Below are 17,953 nucleotides of genomic sequence, written 5' to 3'. Positions count from 1 at the left end.
TCGTGTTGTTCCACCCGATGGCCCAATCACCCGATCTCAAGTCTCCCCGCTGAAACTTGATACATTTATTGTCTTATGCTCGATCTCAATTACGTTCGGGAGCACTTGCCTGAAGTGGAGGAGAAGCTTCGGCAGCGTGGCATGAATCCCGAGGAACTGCTGGGCGGATTTCGCGATCTCGATGCTCGACGCCGCCAGGCGATCACTGCTTCTGAAAATTTAAAAGCAGAGCGAAATAAGAAATCGGAAGAAGTTGGACGCCGTAAGCGCGCGGGCGAAGATGCCAGCACGCTAATGGAAGAGACTAAGTCTCTGCGCGAGGAAGGCGAGCGCCAGGAGAAGGTCGCGGCACAGCTCGAAGAGGAGCTGCGTGGCGTGATGTCGCAAATTCCCAACCTGCCACACGCGAGCGTTCCCCTGGGGCGCAGCGAGCACGACAACGTCGAGGTGCGGCGTTGGGGAGCTCCGCCGCAATTCAGCTTTCAGGCAAAGCCACATTGGGAACTGGGCGAGCAGCTGGGAGTGCTCGATCTGGAGCGGGCCACAAAACTCTCCGGAGCGCGCTTTGCTGTGTATTGGGATCTGGGTGCGAAGCTGGAGCGCGCATTGGCAAACTTCATGCTCGATCTGCACACCGGACAGCATGGTTATACAGAGGTGCTGCCTCCGTACGCGGTGAATTCAGCGTCCATGTATGGCACCGGACAGTTGCCCAAGTTTGCCGGCGATTCCTTCAAGCTTCAAGACCACGATCTCTGGCTGATTCCCACCGCCGAAGTTCCGCTTACAAACCTTTATCGCGATGAGACGCTCGAAGAGGGTCAACTTCCCATTTCGGTAACAGGCTACACGCCGTGCTTCCGCAGCGAAGCCGGCTCGTATGGAAAGGATGTGCGTGGCATCATTCGTCAACACCAGTTTCAAAAGGTTGAACTAGTGAAGTTTTCGCATCCAGACCGTTCCTACGACGATCACGAGAAACTAACGCGCGATGCCGAGGTTGTGCTGCAGCGACTCGGATTGCATTATCGCGTGATCACGCTGTGCACCGGCGACATGGGATTCGGATCGGCTAAGACCTACGACATTGAAGTATGGCTGCCCGGACAGAACTTATTCCGGGAGATATCTTCCTGCTCAAACTTTGAGGCCTTTCAAGCGCGACGCGCAAACATTCGTTTTCGTCCTGCGGGCAAGAAGAAAAGCGAGTTCGTGCATACCATCAATGGCAGTGGACTCGCTGTGGGGCGTACCTGGCTGGCGATCTTGGAGAACTATCAGCAGGCGGATGGGAGCGTAATGATTCCGGAGGCTCTGCGGCCGTATATGGGTGTGGAGAGAATCGTTGCGCGCAAGAGATGAAAACATGGGCACTCCGCGGGCGCAATGTGCATGTGTAGAGACGCAGCATGCTGCAGGGCTGTCCAAATTAGCCGTTTGAAGTTTCGGATTGATCAGGCTTTAGCCGCTGGGGTTGTGTTTCTCGATGGATTTAGCTACTAGGTTTCGAGCAACCGATTTAAGGTTTTCGGTCACGAAGCGGAATCCACCGCAGCGGCTAAAGCCGGATCGATCATGGATTCCGTCTCGGCACGGCTGAAGCCGATGCCCCTCCCTAAATCGCTAGATTCCTAATTTGGACAAGCCTGCAGCATGCCGCGTCTCCCCTGTTTGCAGCGACTACTGATTTACCGAGCGCGCCGAAGAAGGGGCTCTGAGGCTGTTTCCTGTTGTGCACGTTGCTTTATGAGCGCCTTTAATCTGTCGGGAAGACTTACAAGTTCGCTGCCCTTCACGAAGAGGGCGTCTGCTCCAGAGGGCTTCCACTCGGCGGGTGAAATCGGGTATGCCGTGAGAATCGCGATCGCTGGTCGGGGTTGAAGTTGGCGGGCGATGCGAATTACATCGTATCCGGCCGTAGGCGTCTCCATCCTCATGTCTGTGAGGACAACGTCGAATTTCTCCTCGCCAAGCCGTACAACAGCCTGCTTTGCCGAGGCTAAGGCCTCAACCTGGAACGATGCCAGTTCCATAATGGTCTTAAGCAGTCCGAGAATCGAAGGCTCATCGTCGACTACGAGAATACGAAACATCAGTGTATAAGTAGGCTCCCGTTCTTTGATCCTGTTTCTTCAGAATAGCTTGCGCGTCCCGAAATGGCATCGGCGGTTGCTTCTTTCAGCGCTACATTGATGCGCTCTACGGCCTCGTTAGCGAGTTGGGAAGCGTCTTTGTCGCCGGACTTCTGGACGGCCAGGCACAACGGAAAAACGGCGTTGCGCACATGATGATTGAGTTCCGAGACGATGGCGGCACGCGACATGGCACTGGCAAAATGCACTTCTTCCTGCCGAAGCTGGATCGCCAGGCACACGATCATCGTGCTGAGAGCGGCGACGAGATCGCCCAGGAAGATGTGAGTCATCAGCTCCTGATCATGGGGCACGATCGCCCAATGGATGGCTCCAATCGCTGCGCCAACTAATATGCCGCAGCAGATTGACACGAGGATTTTGCCGCCGTTCTTGGAACGCTTCACTATCCTTTCTGCTTTCCCGGCCAGAGAAAAAACGCAGAAATTATGTTTTAAGAGCGCTGACGAGGCGGCCCGAGTCCGCGAGATAGTTCGCGGGGCGAGGACTAAGAGTGTCAGTTTAGCACGCGAAATTGAGCAGACTGGTTGGAAATCCAGAGTAGAAGGAACAAAAGTACATGCCGCGAATGCCGATTTCCGCATCTAAGTGCATCCGAAATGCACCTCGGATTGCGTGCCGGTGGCAGCGGGCTCTACACTAAGTAGAGTCGAGGAGAATCTTCTGAGTCCCGGCCAAACCCTCAAGAGCTATATCCTGTGGACGCATCCGCGTGGCGGATTGCACTACGACGTGATGGTCACCGTAATTCTCGCCTTCATCTTTCTTACTCCACGCAATGTCTTCAAGGACAGCCCAAATTATCTACGCCTGCATCCCAACGAAATTGTTGTGCGAACAGATGGGCCGAATGCATTCGTGTATGAATTGAATGCCTCGGGAGTTGCCGCCAGCGAATCCGATGCGCAGCAAGCGCTCAAGAAAGCGCTGGATCCAATCGCCGGCGCCGTGGAGATCACGCGCTATGAACCGCTGCGAGACAATTCTGGGAAGATCACAGGCTATCGCGTCTGGGCCCGTCGCCTGTAGCTCCGAGTCGAATCTTGCACAGATGGGTTAGAACCTCATGAGGAAATTCGTGCTCATAGAGTCTTGTCACGTTAGGAATGATGGTCACAGCGGTGCCACCATCGCGCGACCGCTGGCGAGAGTTGGCGCTGTCATTCTGGCGCTCGTCATGTCCTGCTTCTCTTCTGCATTTGCGCAAGCGAAAGCTAACGCGCCCGCTTCCAATGCTAGTTCAAACTCGTCACTCGAGGGCGTACTAACGCAAATGGATTCTGCAGCAGCACAGTTTCGTAATGCAGAGGCCGACTTCGTATGGGATCAGTATCAGAAAGTGGTGAATGAAACCGATACCCAAAAGGGGAAGGTCTACTACCGGCGCACTGGTAAAGGCGAGACGCAGATGTCGGCGAACATTCAGTCGCCGGAGCAGAAATACCTGGTCTTTGCCGACGGTAAGATCCGTCTCTATCAGCCGAAGATCCAGCAAGTGAACGAATATGACGCTGGCAAAAATCGCGACCAATTTCAGAGCTTCCTGGTCCTTGGCTTCGGCGGTCGCGGACACGATCTGCCAATGCAGTTCGAGGTGAAATTCGTTGGCTACGAGAACGTAGATGGCGTGAAAACTGCAAAGCTGGAGCTAATACCAAAGGCCCCGAACGTGAAGAACATGTTCGCCCAAATCGTGATCTGGATCGATCCAGCGAGGGGAATCTCGTTGAAACAGCAGTTCTTCGAGCCTTCCGGCGACTACCGCATAGCGGACTACAGCAACATCAAGCTGAACGGCAAAGTTCCGGACGATGTGTTTAAGCTGCACACTTCCGGCAGCGTTAAGACTGTGAAGGGGAAATAGGCGTTTACCCAGCGGTTACTTCAAAAAAAGTCTCTTTTCTCTGAGTAGATCGCCACCTATACTGGCAACGGACGAGGGAGTTTTTGAGTCCTATCTACTCTCGTAGTCCAGTCCCCCAATTCCGAGGATCAGAGCTTGGCCAGACTATTTACCCTCCCTGTAGTCCCCGACCCGAAGCGGCGCCGCACTCCGCGCATCAGCGACAAGCGCTACATTCAGGGCCAGAAATTGCTGGTCGAAGCCATGAAATACCTCGTGCAAACCGATGCCGACGCCAATCGTGAAGCCATCGGCCTGCTCTCGGAACACTTCCGCACCCAGTTCCGCATGTCGGATCGACCCGTCGCCGAGTAAGACCTTTTTCGCCACGGAGTCACGGAGAGAGGCACAGCCCAAGTGGCACAGCCCGCCCTCGGCTTTGGCTTCGCCCAAAGCCGACAAGGGGCAACCGCTCGAGTTCACGGTTGTTCTCCAAGAAGCTACTGTCCCACTGTCCCAGGATGCATGGGGTTTCGGGACACTGGGACAGTACTCGGTTTTGTAAATAAGTATTTAAGGATCAGCCACTTAGCTAGCCGGGCAGCGTGTGGGACAGAAGGTCGGATTCGTGGCCTGGTCCCGAGAGAAATTTAGCCTGAATCGGGCCCGAAGGGCCGACAGAAGCGGAGCCAGCGGCGTAAGCCCTGAGGGTCAGAACCAAAGCCGAGGGCGTTTGTGCCACAAAGGGACATCCTCTGCCTTCTCCGTGACTCCGTGGTTTAATTCGCCTCTCTCGCCAGTCCAGCACCCGCGAGCATCAACAAGGCCGGAAAACACTCCAGGGTGTAACGCGGTTCCGGATTGGGAAGCGTTGCCAGCAGCGCGGAACGACACAAAATGAACATCCATAGCATCGCGCTACCCGGCAATTTGCGCTGCAAAGACATCAACGCAGCCGCGACGTAGAACAGATTCAGTAGCGCCAGCCCCACCGATGCAGCCGATTCCTGCGGAACATTCTCCCAATTCCACCAGTCAAGCTGCAGGTTCAGCATCTCAGTGCGCGGACGCAGCCACATATCCGCCAGTCTTGCCAGGGGTAACATCACGTAATACCGCACAGGATGCGCACGAATGCGCTCATCTGCGAGATCCGCAAAGGCTCGATCCATTTCGGGAGTGAGCGTCAAGGCCTGGTTATATTGAGCAAAAAGCTGCTCCGTACTCTGCTTTTGAGCAGCGTTATCGTACGCGCGCGAAGGGATGTTGCTGACATCGACCGCCTCTCCATTGCCTTCTGCCGACACATTCCAGTACACATTCATGACGGAGAGGAAGTCGACCATCCACGTTTTCGTCCAGCGATTAAAACCTTTGGGCACATATTCGCCCGGAAGCTGCGCATAGAACGGTGCTAACGGCTCGACTACCTGCAATGTGCGCCAGTTGCGAAGCGTCCACGGCAGCAACGGCAGCAAAGAAACAACCCCAAGCAGCACGGCAACCCATATAAATTCTCCCTCGCGCTGCGTAATTGCCAGCCAAAGCAGGTATAAACCGATGGAAACAAGGAGTATTCCGCCGTCCGGACGCAGGTAAATGCTCAACGCGATTCCCAATCCGGAAAGAATCCAGTCGCCGATTGCGAAGGAATGAGCGACATCCCAGGATGGAGCGCGACGCATTTTCTGTACCGCACTAAGCGCAAAGAAGAGCGCGAAGGCCGCTCCAAAGATCGCGATGGTCTCTGGTAAGGGAGTTGCGGTGTAGTTCGCCGTGAAAGGACACAGCACGGCCAGCGCAAAAGCGATCTTTCCCGCACTCTCAGACCACAATCGGCGCGCGCCTGCAGCGATCAGAAAGCACGTTGCGAGATCAATTCCAAGCTGCGTAAGCACCACTGCGCCGTAGTGTTCAATGCCAAAAAGCCTGAAAATTGCGGCCAAAAACGCTGGATATCCAGGCATTCGGATGTCCACCGGCATCACCTGGCCGTTGTCCGTTATGCCGTAAACGCCGTGCAAAAGCCAGTTTTTGGCCAAATCGCCGTAGACCAGCGAGTCGCCCTCGAAGAGGAAATGCCAGTGCAGGAAGTATCCGCGCAGCGCAAATCCCAGCAAAGTCAGGACTAAGAAGTACACTTTGTTGCGGGAAAACAAGCTGCTAAGCTCCTAGGCTTCTAAGCTGTTAAGCTTTATGCAACGAAATTGACATCTTCCAGGCGCACTTTTCGTGTCGTTAACAACGCTTAAAAGCTCAGAAGCTTAGCAGCTTAGTAGCTGATTCCGCATGGCCAAGCCGGTTTTTTACGATCCACAACTCAAGCGCTGGCGCAATCTGCGCCTGCTAATGCACATTTCCGGGATCGTAATTACGCTTGTTGTGGCCGTTTTCATGTACACATCGCTGCGTTCTGAGGCTCTACCGCAGACGATTTGGCCCGAAACCAAGCGTACTTATAAGCCCGTTCGCGACACAAAAAAGCACGCTGGCCCTGCTCGCGGATCGCATCGCAAGACGAAAAAACCGCCTTCGCAGGTTCCACTGAACGAAGATGAGGGCTTACGCGCAGCGTTTTACGTCACCTGGGACAAGGGTGCGTACTCTTCGCTGAAGGAATATCTGCCGCAAATCGACCTGCTATACCCGGAATGGCTGCACGTTTTGACGCCTGACGGACGCATTCAAGGCTCCGATCCGCTTACTAACGAGATGTTTGACGTCGTTCGCGGCACGTCAATTCACCAGGTTGACGACCAGGTAATGCCGCTTATTCGGCAGACAAAAGCCGACATTGAGGTCTTTCCGCTGGTCAATAACTTCGATCCCGCATCGGGAAAGTGGCTGCAAAACGTTGGAGACTTCTTCGGTAACGCCGATGGACGCGCAAATTTCAGGCGCCAACTGCTCACTTTTCTGGCTTCCGACAACAAGTTTAAGGGCGTTTCGGTCGACTTTGAGGACTTTCCGCGCACCGCTCAGCCCGCCTTCAACGCTCTGATCGGCGAGATGGCCGCCGACCTTCACGGCCGCGGACTGAAGATGTACATCAACGTCCCGGCCGACGACGACGACTTCAACTACAAGTACCTTGCCGATAATTCCGACGGTCTCATCCTTATGAATTACGACGAGCATCAGTCGGAGAGCAAAGCCGGACCGGTAGCGAGTCACGCCTTCTTCGTCGGCAATATTCAGAAGGCGCTGAAAATTATTCCTCGTGACAAGCTCATCATCGCGATCGGAAATTATGGGTACGAGTGGGGCAACAAGCCGGTGGAGTGTCCTGAGGGGACGCACTCGACAGTCTGCAATCTTTCCGTGCAGGACGCGTGGATTCGTTCGGCCGAGTCCGAGACGCCCATCGACCTCGATTCCGACTCGCTCAATCCGCACTTCGCGTACGACGAGGACGACGGTACCACGCATCAGATCTGGTTTCTCGACGCCGTAACCGCGTTGAATCAAATGCGCGCCGCGCGCAACATGGGCATTCGGACTTTTGCGTTGTGGCGCCTCGGCTCCGAAGACCGTTCACTCTGGGAAATCTGGGACAAGCCACGCGCCTCCGATCCCGTAACGAAACTTGCTGAAGTTCCTTCTGGTCCGGACGTGTCCATCGAAGGACGAGGCGAGATCCTGCGTATCATGCAGCGTCCGTCGCCTGGCAAGCGGACAGTCGTGGTCGATCCCGATTCGGAACTGGTAACCGAAGAGCATTTCACGAAGCTACCGAATCCGTATCAGCTCGAAGCTTATGGGTACAAAGAGAAGAAGATCGCGATCACCTTCGACGATGGTCCCGATCCAACCTATACGCCGCAGATCCTCGATGTACTCAAGCGCAAGCACGCACTGGCAACGTTCTTTCTCATCGGCATTCCGTCAGAAAACGATCCCGGCTTGGTGAAACGCATTTACGACGAAGGCCACGAGATCGGCAATCACACGCTCACTCATCCGAACATCGAGGAGATTTCGCCGTGGCGATTTGAAACGGAGATCAACGTCACCGAGCGCCTCTTCGGCGCCAAGCTCGGAGTTAAGCCCCGCTTCTTTCGCCCGCCGTACTCGATCGATCAGGAACCCGATACTGCCGACCAGGTCAAGCCGCTCGAACTCACGCAGGAGATGGGCTACATCACGGTGGGCGACAAGATCGATCCCAGCGACTGGTCAATGAGTCCGCGCTACAGCGCCGAACAAATCGCGGAAAACGTTTTCAAGAACCTCGACAAAGGCAACATCATTCTTCTGCACGATGGCGGTGGTGATCGCACACAAACGGTAAAGGCCCTGCCGGCGATCATCGACGGAATCCGTGCCCGAGGTTACGAGATCGTTCCTGTGTCGACGCTCATCGACCAGACGCGAGCCCAGGTGATGCCAGAACTCACGGCGCCGCGCGAAGTGTGGGCGGCGCGCGTAGACAACCTGGCCTTCTGGATGTTCAGCATCGTCCTCATCGGCGTGCAGATGATCTTCTTCCTCGGCGACATCCTGATGACCGGACGCCTCCTTATTATTGGCGCACTCGCCACCACCGACCGCATCCGCGGCTCGTCATCGCAGAACCTCGATCCCAAGTTTCAACCGCCGGTCGCTGTTCTCATCCCCGCATATAACGAAGAAAAGGTCATCGAGCGCACGATCCGCTCGGTGCTCGCGTCCCACTATGCCAACCTGCGGGTGATCGTCATCGACGACGGCTCGAAAGACCGCACGCTGGAGATCGCCACCAACAAGTTCCAAAATGAAATCAACGCTGGAAGAGTGATTGTGTTGACCAAGCCGAACTCCGGCAAAGCCGAAGCGTTGAACTACGGCCTGGAGCACGTGACCGAAGATTTCTACGTCGGCATCGACGCCGACACGGTAATCGCCCGCGAAGCCATCGCCCGCCTGATCCCTCACTTTGCGGACCAACGAATCGGAGCAGTAGCCGGCAATGCCAAAGTGGGAAACCGCGTGAATATCTGGACGCGCTGGCAGGCGCTCGAATACATCACCAGTCAGAACTTCGAGCGTCGCGCCCTCGACCTCCTCGGCGCCGTAACGGTGGTTCCCGGCGCGCTAGGCGCGTGGCGTACCGAAACGGTACGCAAGGCAGGCGGCTATCACGTAAACACCGTAGCCGAAGACGCCGATCTGACCATGAACATGCTGCGCAGCGGCTACCGAGTAATCTACGAAGACCGCGCCCTCGCCTATACCGAAGCCCCGGTAAGCGCGCGTGGTCTGATGCGCCAGCGCTTCCGCTGGTCCTTCGGCATCCTGCAGGCAGTCTGGAAACATCGCGGAGCCCTGCTCCGCCGCGGCGCGCTAGGCTGGTTCGCGCTGCCGAACATCGTCATCTTCCAAATCATGCTCCCGCTCGTCTCGCCGCTCATCGACGTGATGTTCGTCGTCAGTGCTCTCTGGTATCTGATCGATCGCCACTTCCATCCCTACGCCGCCAATCCCGCAACCTTCCAAAAGTTGGTGATTTATTTTGTCAGCTTCCTCATCATCGATTTCCTCGCCTCATCGCTAGCATTCGCGCTAGAACGCCGCGACCCACGCCAACACGAAGATTATTGGCTCCTCGCCGACATTTGGATTCAGCGCTTCACGTACCGCCAGGTGTTTTCAGTAGTTCTTTTCAAAACAATCAAACGAGCCATCGACGGGCGAGCGTTCTCATGGGAAAAGTTAGAAAGAACCGCGGCGTTGTCGCATGGGGGAGATTGAGAAAGGCAAACCCAAGAGCGAACACCCGTTCGACTGCGCTCAGGGCAGGCTCCGGTCACGAAGGAAACAGATGAGGTCACGAAGATTTCTTTGTGACCTTACTCTTTTGCCTTCGTGACCTTCATGTTCGCCTCTCTTCAGTGCAATTTTGGTCTTGCAAAAAACCAAACCTCATGGCATCTTGAATTATCTTCTTACGAAAGGACGCCCGAATTGGCGAATTTCACAACTAAAACGCTAAGCGGGCAACCGATACCAAGACATTGGTGCGGTTGCATTAGGGCGTCGCTTCGGTCGCACTAAGCCGACTTCTCGGCGCTCTTCCGCAAAAACTAATACATCGCTGGGTGGCGCAAGCCGCGGTTCCTTCGACTGTAAATCGTGAGGACCGTCGCGCGCCCTCGCGCGGTGTTCGATGGAAACACGAGAACATTGAGTCGTGTCTCGACCGATCTAGGGTCTCGCAAGAGTGTGGCTGCTTCGTGTTGCCGACCAACACCCGCGCGGCGGTCCCAATTGAACACGTCCGGAAATTGACCGGTTAGAAAACGAACGTATGTTGGATTTTTTGAAACACATTCTGAGCGGCCAAAACCAGTTTGCCTCTGGCGGACTGCTGCTGATGATCGTCGGCGGGCTCGGCGTGTATCTGCGCGAGTTGCCCTTGCAGCTTTGGTACTGGATCGTCCGACAGACGGTGATGATGATCACCGTCAAGGACGATGACATGGCATTCGTGTGGGTGAAGGAATGGTTCCTGGAGCAGGAATTTCTGAAGCGAATTCGTTATCTCGATCTCGACACAACTCTTCGCGGCGAAGAGCTGGCTCTGATTCCCGCACCGGGAAGGCACTGGTTCTGGCATGCTGGTCGTCCGTTCTGGGTTTGGTTTTACCGAGGCCAAGAAGCGCAGGGCAGGAGCACGCGCCGCATCGAGTCGCTTACCTTTCGAACCATCGGCAGGGACCAGAAGTTCCTGAAGAAGTTCGTCGAGGAAGTCGTAGCGTGCCACAAGAAGAAGCTAAAGACAGCCTCGTACCTGTACGTGTACGACGACGGGTGGGACTACGTTCAGGCCTACGCGCCGCGCTTGCTGGAGTCAGTAATTCTGAGGCCGGGAGAGAAGGAGCACCTGATTCTCGATCTCCAGAAGTTCAGGGAATCGCGGGAGCGTTATCGCCGGCTGGGAGTGCCGTATCACCGTGGGTATCTACTCTACGGACCTCCCGGAACGGGAAAGACATCGCTGGTCTCGGCCGTGGCGGCGAAGTTCGGAATGTCGATCTATGCCGTGAACCTGGTCGAGTTCAACGATCGGTCGCTCAAGAGCGCAATGAACAATGTCCCTGAGAACTCGATCATTCTGTTCGAGGACATCGACTGCATGAAGGCTGGCAACCGCAGGCCGGGAGCGGAGGAGGTACGTAGCAAGCAGGAGACAACAAGCGGGAATCAGAAGAACGATTCCCCGGCAGGCCTCAACGTTACGCTTTCGGGACTGCTGAACGTTCTCGATGGTTTCCACGCTCCCGAGAATGTGGTGTTTGTAATGACCACGAACAAGGTCGAGGAGCTGGATCCGGCGTTGCTGCGTCACGGACGCATCGATTACAAGCTCTTCATGGGAGAAGCTGCGGAGTCTCAGAAGATCGGACTTTATCGCAGATTCTTTCCCGAAGCGTCAGAGATCGAAGCTCGAGACTTTGCCCAGGCGCACTTTGCGGCGACGATGGCAGAGTTTCAAGGTCTGCTTCTGGCTTTGGAGCAAGGAGAAGAGCTTGAACGCATGGAAACGCGCCAGGAGGTTGTAGCCTGACCGAAATTTGAAGTGCGCGAAATCTCTACTAACACTGTCATCCCTCGGCCCGCACGGTGGAGGTAGATCTTCCTCGAAGCTACTGCGGGCCGGGGGATCTGTTGTTGTTCGTGCCGCTTAAGAAACAGCAGATCCCCCGCTCCGCAACTGCAGTTGGTTGGAACTGCAAACTGCATGTTGGCGGAGCGAGGGATGACAGTCTCAGAAAAAGTAGTATCGGATGTTTGGGAAAACATCTGTGAGTTTGGCCAGTGGTGAAGACTACGGTTACTTCGCCTAAGGAGCGGGAGATGCCGTGAACATGTGCGAGCAGAACGAAAAGCGAGCGCCGTAGGCGCAAAACCGAGGATTAGGCCAATCGCGGAAGCGTTGGGATCGCGTGAGAAGAATTTAGAACGCCGTAGGCGCGGAACAATTTCAGATTACCACCCGGTGGCAAACAGGCGGAGCGCGGCAGGATGGCCGCATTTCTGGTATTTGTCGTAGGCTGTTGCCGCTCGTTCGCGGATCTGATCATTCTTTTCGCCAGCGATCCAGCCATCGAGTGCGCTCTTCAGGGTGTAAGCCTCTGGAGCCATCAAATTCGTAGTCCATAACAGGGGATAAGCGCCGGATGTGCGCAACGGTTCGGCAAAGTATTGTTTGCTGGCGCATGCGAGGATGATTGCGTCGCGACGGATTTCGTTCTTCTTGCGTGTTACCTGCGGCAACTGAAAATCCATCAGACCATCGTGCCCTACATAGACGACTAAGTTCGCCCCGCCATGGATGGCCGGCTTTCCTGCTTGTGTCGTCGACGATAAGGTGATTGTCTCTGGAGCAGCTCCAGCAGCGGCGTCGAAGAAGTTGAGGAGCGCGTGCCGGATTTCGTCTCCGCGATAAGCGTCCGCAACGAGATACACATCTGCCCTACGATGCCTGAAGATGCAGCGTTCCAGAACGTCGGGCTCCGGTCTCTCGCGGCACTCGAGCAGTGCCCAGTCGGAGCTACGGGCAAAGAACGTCTTTACACCGGCGGCCGCACCCCAATACAGATTGTTCCTGGCATCGAGTCCGTTTCCTAAGCGTGCCGGAACGGGAACGATACCCTGGTGCTGGTTGTCGGCAAGGGCAACGAACACGTGCACGGTCCGTGTTGTGGCGTTCTGTGCCAGCCCCAGGCCAGCAAGCCAAACACTGAGGACAAGAGTTCGAGCCACCCTGGAAAGCATGGCAAGGTTAGACACCGACGCTCTCGGAATGGCTCTGTCGATCTCCCTCCTACAAGACGGTTCGGAGCTGTGACTCTCAATGAGTAACGTTGACGCTCGGTTCCAGCCGGGGTGGAAGAAGTTTGGGCCGTGGAGAGTGCAAACATTCGCAAAATAGAGATAATCTCTAGGCGGGGAAGACCGGCTGGCGCTCCAAGTGAACTCCAACGCGACCAAAATCGTAATCGCCGAAGATGACCCCTCTAGCCGCGAGCTTCTGACTGAGCTTCTTCAGAGTTGGGGATACGACGTAATCGCGGCGCGGAATGGTGCCGATGCACTGCAAAAAATACTTGCGAGCCCGCCGGACCTTGTAGTGTGCGACATTAAGATGCCGGTCCTGGACGGCATCGGCCTTGTCCAGGCACTTCGACGCGACAACAACCTGGCATCCATACCTGTAATTGCCTTGACCGGATTTGATCCGCAAGATCACGAGGAAATCACGTCTGCTGGGTTTAGTACGTATCAAAGCAAGCCTGTCAGTACGGCTCTCCTGAAAAAGAATGTGGAACGGTTGCTGCAGAAGGGAACAAAGGACAGGACAGCAAAGTGAGCTCCGTGGCTCCCCACTCGATCTGGCTGTCTTGGAACGCACTCCTAAGTCGTCTTTCGCGAAGTGCTTTCTAGTCCTCGTCCCTATCCCGATCGTCGTTCTTGTCAGGATGGAAGTAGCTCAGCGACTTCTTCCAGGCCTGCTTGGCCACGAGCCTGCCTGTTTTTCTTCCCACGAGATCTCCGAGTTCGAAGTGAATGCCTCCGTAGCGGCGTGAGATGCCGGCCTGATCTGCTGCGTCGGTGAACGTTGCCCAGGAGAGCGTCACTGCTTGATGCGGCGTGAGCCCCGGTTCGGTCGTTGAGCTCCCGGGAGCGAAGGTGACCGAGGCCCCGAAGTGATCGCTGCCGGTGAATCGCTTCAAGATCTCCGCGCCAGCCGCGCTGAAGGTGCTGTGCCCGGAGGTGTATTCCGGGAACGGAGGGGTTGGAAACGTGCTGGGTTGGTAAGGAATCCAGTGCGCTCCGTCGATCGTGATCGTTCCCTTTCCAGGGCCTCCCCATGCCTGCACCTGCTGGCCATGAAACAGGAAGGGAATCGCGGTCACCGGACGTACCGAGTCGAAGTGACGCTTGGCGTCCCAGCAGGCGATTCCGGCGTCGAAGATTGCGTTCGTGAGAGCGAAGAACATCTGCACGTCCTCGTCGACGGTGTGATGATCGCGGGCGGAGACGAATTGCGCGAACAGGTCCCAATGTCCGGGAGGCAGCTCCGAATGCGGGCCGTTGGCCCAATATTCCGCGATCATCTTTTGCTCGTCGGTCAGGCCGGCGCTCAGAGCCAACACGTCTTTAGCTTGTTGGAAAAACGTGGTCGAGCCGTTAAGCGCGGGCCCGAAGCTGGAGATGAACGGCAGAAATTGATCAGGAGGGGTCAGGGCAAAGGGAACCACCTTAAACCACTGCGCGCCGACAAATGCAGGAGTGACAACCTTTGTCCCGTTGTTATAAGTAAGCGGCTGCCAGTGATTCGGATCGATCACTGTGGACAAGTCACTCACCGGCACCGTGCTTGGTTTGTTCACGGGAATATAGCCGGTGTAGTCGGCGTAAGGCACTCCACTAGCAGTGAGATTGCCGAGTTGGTTTGAGCCATCGCCGTGGCGGAAAGCGAGAACGGCAGCGCAAGCCACGTTGCCGATGCCGCTGGGCGTTCTCGTGTCGGCGGAGGTGTCGTTGATATCGTATCCAAGCTGCGCCATCAGCGGATCGAAGACCTTGATCTTGTCGCCCGGCAGCAAGTCGACCGCCGCACTGTACGCGGCAAAGCTGATGGCTTTGTTCTTGTTTGCAAGGGTACGTTCCTTTTTGGGACGCCGCAATTGCCCGTCAAGCTGGGTGCCGACGGCATGCTTGTCGTAGGCGGCCCAGGCATCGTAAGTGCAGGTATGCACGATCGCGAGAGCGCGAGCCACCATCGGCGGACCCAGCGTGCTGTCGCGCACGCCCTGCAATACCGCTTGGTTCCACTGCACCACAATGGTGGGATCCTGCGCATAACTCGAAACCGCCGAAGCAAGAATTAGAACAACAAAGACAACGACAGCACAGGCTCGAACGTGCTTCATACCAGGGCTCCGTGATCAAAAAGTTTGAACAGGACAGCACCAGGCAGGATTCCTCGCCGGCCAAGCCGGCGAAGAACCCCAACCGCATCTTTGCTGAAAGATTGGGGGAATCTTCCAGGCTACACGAACGCGCCGTTCCGCTCTTTCCCGATTTGGGCGAAGTGGCTGATCGTGGTGCCTCCCGGATCGGAAACGAAATGGAACCCGTGTCCGGTGCTGGGAAGCGTGGTAACGTCCACTTCGATTTCGCAAGAGTCCTCGATGAAATCTCCAGTGAACTTATCTTGTGGATCCGTGGACGTAAACGAGGTCTTCCGCTTCACTCCGCTCCAACGCATTTTGAAGGAGTTGAGAACGGCAGCAACAGGATGACCCATCGGATGGCTCGCGTCCAGGCTGTTCGGAACAGCGAAGGCATCGAGCGCGCAGTAATTTCGGATGTGCAGTACCGCCTCAGCCTCGTCAAAATCGACCCTGACGCTGGAGGGCGATGTCAGATCGGTCCAAAACAGAGTGGTGCGTGAGATGCCCAGGTCGTAAGAGTGTGGTCCTAAAGGGCTACCCGAGCCCGGAAGGCTGTCGAGTCAAATAAAGGCGAAGTTGCCTCGATGCTTCTTCCCGTCGGTGCCTAGGAATACACCAGACATGAAACGGCTGTCAGTGTGGAAGGTGTACTTGTCGCTCTTGTTAGTGTTCAGATCTGTCCCGGTACCGGTCAGAACCAAATCGGCCGAACCGATGAACCCTTTGAAGTCGTAAATCGCAGACGGATCGCGACCGCCAGGATGTGCTCCCGTCGGGTCGGTAGCCGCCGCCGTGCCTTCAACTGGACCCGGAAAGAAGAAGTGGGCCTTAACGCCGAATCCGGCGAGGACCGCTTCATTCACGTGCGGAATCGGATCTGGCGACGAACACAGTTCTCCAGCATTGCAAGACTGTTCATGCTCGTCGTCATCCGCGAAAGTAGTTAGTGGAAAAGATGAACCCAGAAGCAGCCCGCCGCCGGCAACTCCAACTCCGGTGAGCAAGCCACGCCTGGAAAGGTTACGTGCGAATGGGCCTTGGGTCCTGTTTTCTTTCATGGGGCCCTCCCTTTCTTTCATAGGAGTGCTGTTTTTCGTTCCGCAAGGGATGCAGAACTTTCCCAATGAGCCCTGTTAATGCGACGGACGATAGACCCTATAGTCCGATTTGTCAATAAAACCGATGCGGAAGCGAGAAGTCATTTGTTAAGGTTACCGCCGTGGCGCTAAAGCCAGGGGCGCACAACGGCGTTGAGCCTAACGCCTGCCGATCCCAAGCGTGTGCGAGAATGTTGCGCACTCATCATGAACAAGCGTCCACTCTCCGTGACCCTTCTGAGTTTGTTGATCCTCGCGGCTGGGGTGTTTGGGCTCGTTTATCACTCCACCGAGCTGAACTTGCGACATCCGTTCCAGACGGACGTCTTGCTGGTATGTCTGCTTCGTGTCCTCGCGATTGTTGGTGGAGTGTTTATGCTCCGTGGAAGCAATTGGGCGCGCTGGCTCACCTTGGCCTGGATTGCGTCGCACGTCATCATCAGCGCCTTTCACTCGATGAGCGAGGTGGCTGCGCACGGTGTGCTGTTGGCCATGTACGCGTTCTTCCTTTTGCGTCCGCCGGCGGCGCAGTATTTTCGCCGGTCAACGACGGAGGCTGCATAAAGGGACTCGAGCAAAGACCTGCTCTGGAATTTACAGGAGCAGATCCCCCAGCCCTACATATATCCCGACGATTGACAGGTCACCGACCAGCACCCAGCGGCTACCGCCGCCGGTACTGATCGGCGCCTCGGAAGCTATTGCTTCCCTCCGACACCTGACTGCCTGGTGTTGAACAGTAAAACTTCTGCCGGTGCCAATACGGGAGGAGGAGATGGAGGTATTGCCAGCTCTTCTCCTCGAATTTCCAGAACCTGGCTCAGGTCTTGAATTTTTATCTGAGCAAGATAGAGTTGTTTCTTCTCAGGATGGAACACCAATCTGGTGGATGGTGCAATCACTCCGGTTTCAACAGAGCGGGTTACCAGTGACGCCACGATGCGGGCTCGCGCATCCCGTAACGCCATCAGGTTGGTCCCGACAGAGAGAAATTCGTAACTGCCGGGACGAAAAGATCTGTTGCCCACCTTGAACTTGAACGGCACGTCCACCTTAATCGCTACATAAGGACGGCGCACTTGCGCGGCAGCCGGCCACCATGATGCCGCCAGCGACGCCGCAAGAAATGTCGATTGCAAAAAGCGCTTCATAAAATCCCTGCTCTCCTGTTCGTCCCATTTCGGGCACGCCCAAAGTTTTCTTGGTTGAGGCCAGTAGGCCACGCAGCAAGAGATGCGCGCTATCGGAATTTTTAGTTGTAAATTTTTTGTGCGGGGACGGGCCGCAGCGGGGCTCACGGTGCAGGGACGATTGTCTGAATTCTGAGGACGTGCGGGACTACTTCAGGCTGACAGGCAATTTTGTGAGCGCCGTAGGCGCGGCACCACAACGCACAAATTGCATCAATCCATTTTGTGTCGGAGATGCCCAGCCAGGTGCCGCCCCGATAGGGCTCCGAAACTCATGATCTGACGGTTTCCCAACGCTTCCGCGATTGGGTTGCGCGCCTCCGGCGTTCTATTGCGCTATCGGCACGAGTTCGATCGTCGTCGCTCTCGATTTCGCGCTGCCGAGGTCCTTCGCGTACTTTAGCGACCCCTTAGTGTTGTACTTCTCGAGGTAAGCTTGGTCGATGGCATCTCTCAGGCGCTTGTCTTTAACGGGTACCGCGCGGATTGCGATTTCGTCGCCGTCTATGTGAATAGCGCCGCTCGAGTCCTCGAGAAAAGTCTTGTACCAGCCGTTCGCCTTCACGCTCCACGAGCGAACGAAGACGCGATCCTTCACGACGACAACCCAAATGCCAATGAAACGATGCGTGGTGCCGGCGCGAATGCGCAGACCTTTGCTCTCGCTGAGCAGAGTCCTGAGTTCATCGGAGAATTGTTGTTTGGGCTTCATATTTGCGACATCCTG

The 17,953-nt window shown here is 55.9% G+C and carries 17 protein-coding genes; 8 read left to right on the top strand and 9 right to left on the bottom strand.

Translation table 11 applies throughout. From position 1 onward, the window contains the following. The first annotated feature begins 75 nt into the window (after positions 1–75). Positions 76–1,362: a serine--tRNA ligase gene (serS, locus tag VNX88_07795; protein ID HWY68553.1), complete on the top strand. Its 1,287-nt coding sequence runs from the start codon at positions 76–78 to the stop codon at positions 1,360–1,362. A gap of 326 nt (positions 1,363–1,688) precedes the next feature. Here the strand turns inward: serS and VNX88_07790 are convergent, their stop codons facing one another. Continuing rightward, a complete protein-coding gene (locus VNX88_07790; protein HWY68552.1) occupies positions 1,689–2,093 on the bottom strand; it encodes a response regulator in 405 nt (134 codons plus the stop codon). After that, positions 2,093–2,539, bottom strand: a complete 447-nt coding sequence (locus tag VNX88_07785; GenBank protein ID HWY68551.1) for a hypothetical protein — start codon at positions 2,537–2,539, stop codon at positions 2,093–2,095. Before VNX88_07785 ends, VNX88_07790 begins: the two co-directional genes overlap by 1 nt. Positions 2,540–2,774: 235 nt before the next feature. Here VNX88_07785 and VNX88_07780 point away from each other — a divergent pair, with 235 nt between their 5' ends. The 3 genes from VNX88_07780 to VNX88_07770 all read left to right on the top strand — a co-directional run bounded on the left by VNX88_07780 (position 2,775) and on the right by VNX88_07770 (position 4,371). Continuing rightward, positions 2,775–3,182 (top strand): hypothetical protein, encoded by a 408-nt coding sequence (locus VNX88_07780; protein HWY68550.1) that lies wholly within the window; start codon positions 2,775–2,777, stop codon positions 3,180–3,182. 244 nt (positions 3,183–3,426) lie between these two features. Continuing rightward, positions 3,427–4,017: an outer membrane lipoprotein carrier protein LolA gene (locus VNX88_07775; protein HWY68549.1), complete on the top strand. Its 591-nt coding sequence runs from the start codon at positions 3,427–3,429 to the stop codon at positions 4,015–4,017. A gap of 135 nt (positions 4,018–4,152) precedes the next feature. Then, complete coding sequence (locus VNX88_07770) at positions 4,153–4,371, top strand: hypothetical protein (protein HWY68548.1); 219 nt, start codon at positions 4,153–4,155, stop codon at positions 4,369–4,371. Between the two features lie 404 nt (positions 4,372–4,775). Here the strand turns inward: VNX88_07770 and VNX88_07765 are convergent, their stop codons facing one another. Next, entirely contained in the window at positions 4,776–6,155 is a 1,380-nt protein-coding gene (locus VNX88_07765) for a glycosyltransferase family 39 protein (protein ID HWY68547.1), read from the bottom strand. Between the two features lie 130 nt (positions 6,156–6,285). Between VNX88_07765 and VNX88_07760 the strand changes: the two genes are divergently transcribed. Both VNX88_07760 and VNX88_07755 read left to right on the top strand, forming a co-directional pair. Beyond that, positions 6,286–9,726 (top strand): glycosyltransferase, encoded by a 3,441-nt coding sequence (locus tag VNX88_07760; GenBank protein ID HWY68546.1) that lies wholly within the window; start codon positions 6,286–6,288, stop codon positions 9,724–9,726. Positions 9,727–10,282: 556 nt separating this feature from the next. Continuing rightward, on the top strand, positions 10,283–11,542 hold the full coding sequence (locus VNX88_07755) for an AAA family ATPase (protein HWY68545.1): 1,260 nt from the start codon (positions 10,283–10,285) through the stop codon (positions 11,540–11,542). 422 nt (positions 11,543–11,964) lie between these two features. Here VNX88_07755 and VNX88_07750 read toward each other — a convergent pair whose 3' ends face one another. Continuing rightward, positions 11,965–12,768, bottom strand: a complete 804-nt coding sequence (locus VNX88_07750) for a hypothetical protein (protein HWY68544.1) — start codon at positions 12,766–12,768, stop codon at positions 11,965–11,967. Positions 12,769–12,949: 181 nt separating this feature from the next. On the opposite strand from VNX88_07750, the gene VNX88_07745 reads away from it, so the two are divergent. Beyond that, positions 12,950–13,348 (top strand): response regulator, encoded by a 399-nt coding sequence (locus VNX88_07745; protein ID HWY68543.1) that lies wholly within the window; start codon positions 12,950–12,952, stop codon positions 13,346–13,348. Between the two features lie 70 nt (positions 13,349–13,418). Here the strand turns inward: VNX88_07745 and VNX88_07740 are convergent, their stop codons facing one another. The 3 genes from VNX88_07740 to VNX88_07730 form a co-directional block, all read right to left on the bottom strand. Beyond that, complete coding sequence (locus tag VNX88_07740) at positions 13,419–14,915, bottom strand: vanadium-dependent haloperoxidase (GenBank protein ID HWY68542.1); 1,497 nt, start codon at positions 14,913–14,915, stop codon at positions 13,419–13,421. A gap of 119 nt (positions 14,916–15,034) precedes the next feature. After that, positions 15,035–15,292, bottom strand: coding sequence for a hypothetical protein (locus VNX88_07735; GenBank protein HWY68541.1), 258 nt, complete (start codon positions 15,290–15,292; stop codon positions 15,035–15,037). Between the two features lie 207 nt (positions 15,293–15,499). Continuing rightward, positions 15,500–15,997 (bottom strand): twin-arginine translocation signal domain-containing protein, encoded by a 498-nt coding sequence (locus VNX88_07730; GenBank protein HWY68540.1) that lies wholly within the window; start codon positions 15,995–15,997, stop codon positions 15,500–15,502. A gap of 246 nt (positions 15,998–16,243) precedes the next feature. Here VNX88_07730 and VNX88_07725 point away from each other — a divergent pair, with 246 nt between their 5' ends. Then, positions 16,244–16,600 (top strand): hypothetical protein, encoded by a 357-nt coding sequence (locus tag VNX88_07725; GenBank protein HWY68539.1) that lies wholly within the window; start codon positions 16,244–16,246, stop codon positions 16,598–16,600. Between the two features lie 134 nt (positions 16,601–16,734). On the opposite strand, the gene VNX88_07720 is transcribed toward VNX88_07725, so the two are convergent. After that, the gene (locus VNX88_07720; protein ID HWY68538.1) at positions 16,735–17,187 is read right to left on the bottom strand and encodes a hypothetical protein; all 453 of its coding nucleotides are present in this window, start codon (positions 17,185–17,187) and stop codon (positions 16,735–16,737) included. A 367-nt stretch (positions 17,188–17,554) separates the two neighbouring features. After that, positions 17,555–17,938, bottom strand: a complete 384-nt coding sequence (locus tag VNX88_07715; protein HWY68537.1) for a DUF2255 family protein — start codon at positions 17,936–17,938, stop codon at positions 17,555–17,557. Positions 17,939–17,953 lie beyond the last annotated feature (15 nt).

This window comes from Terriglobales bacterium (assembly GCA_035567895.1).
Classification (GTDB): Bacteria; Acidobacteriota; Terriglobia; order Terriglobales; family Acidobacteriaceae; genus Gp1-AA112.
The sequence above is the reverse complement of the archived record's forward strand: the minus strand, read 5'-3'. Positions and strand labels throughout refer to the sequence as shown.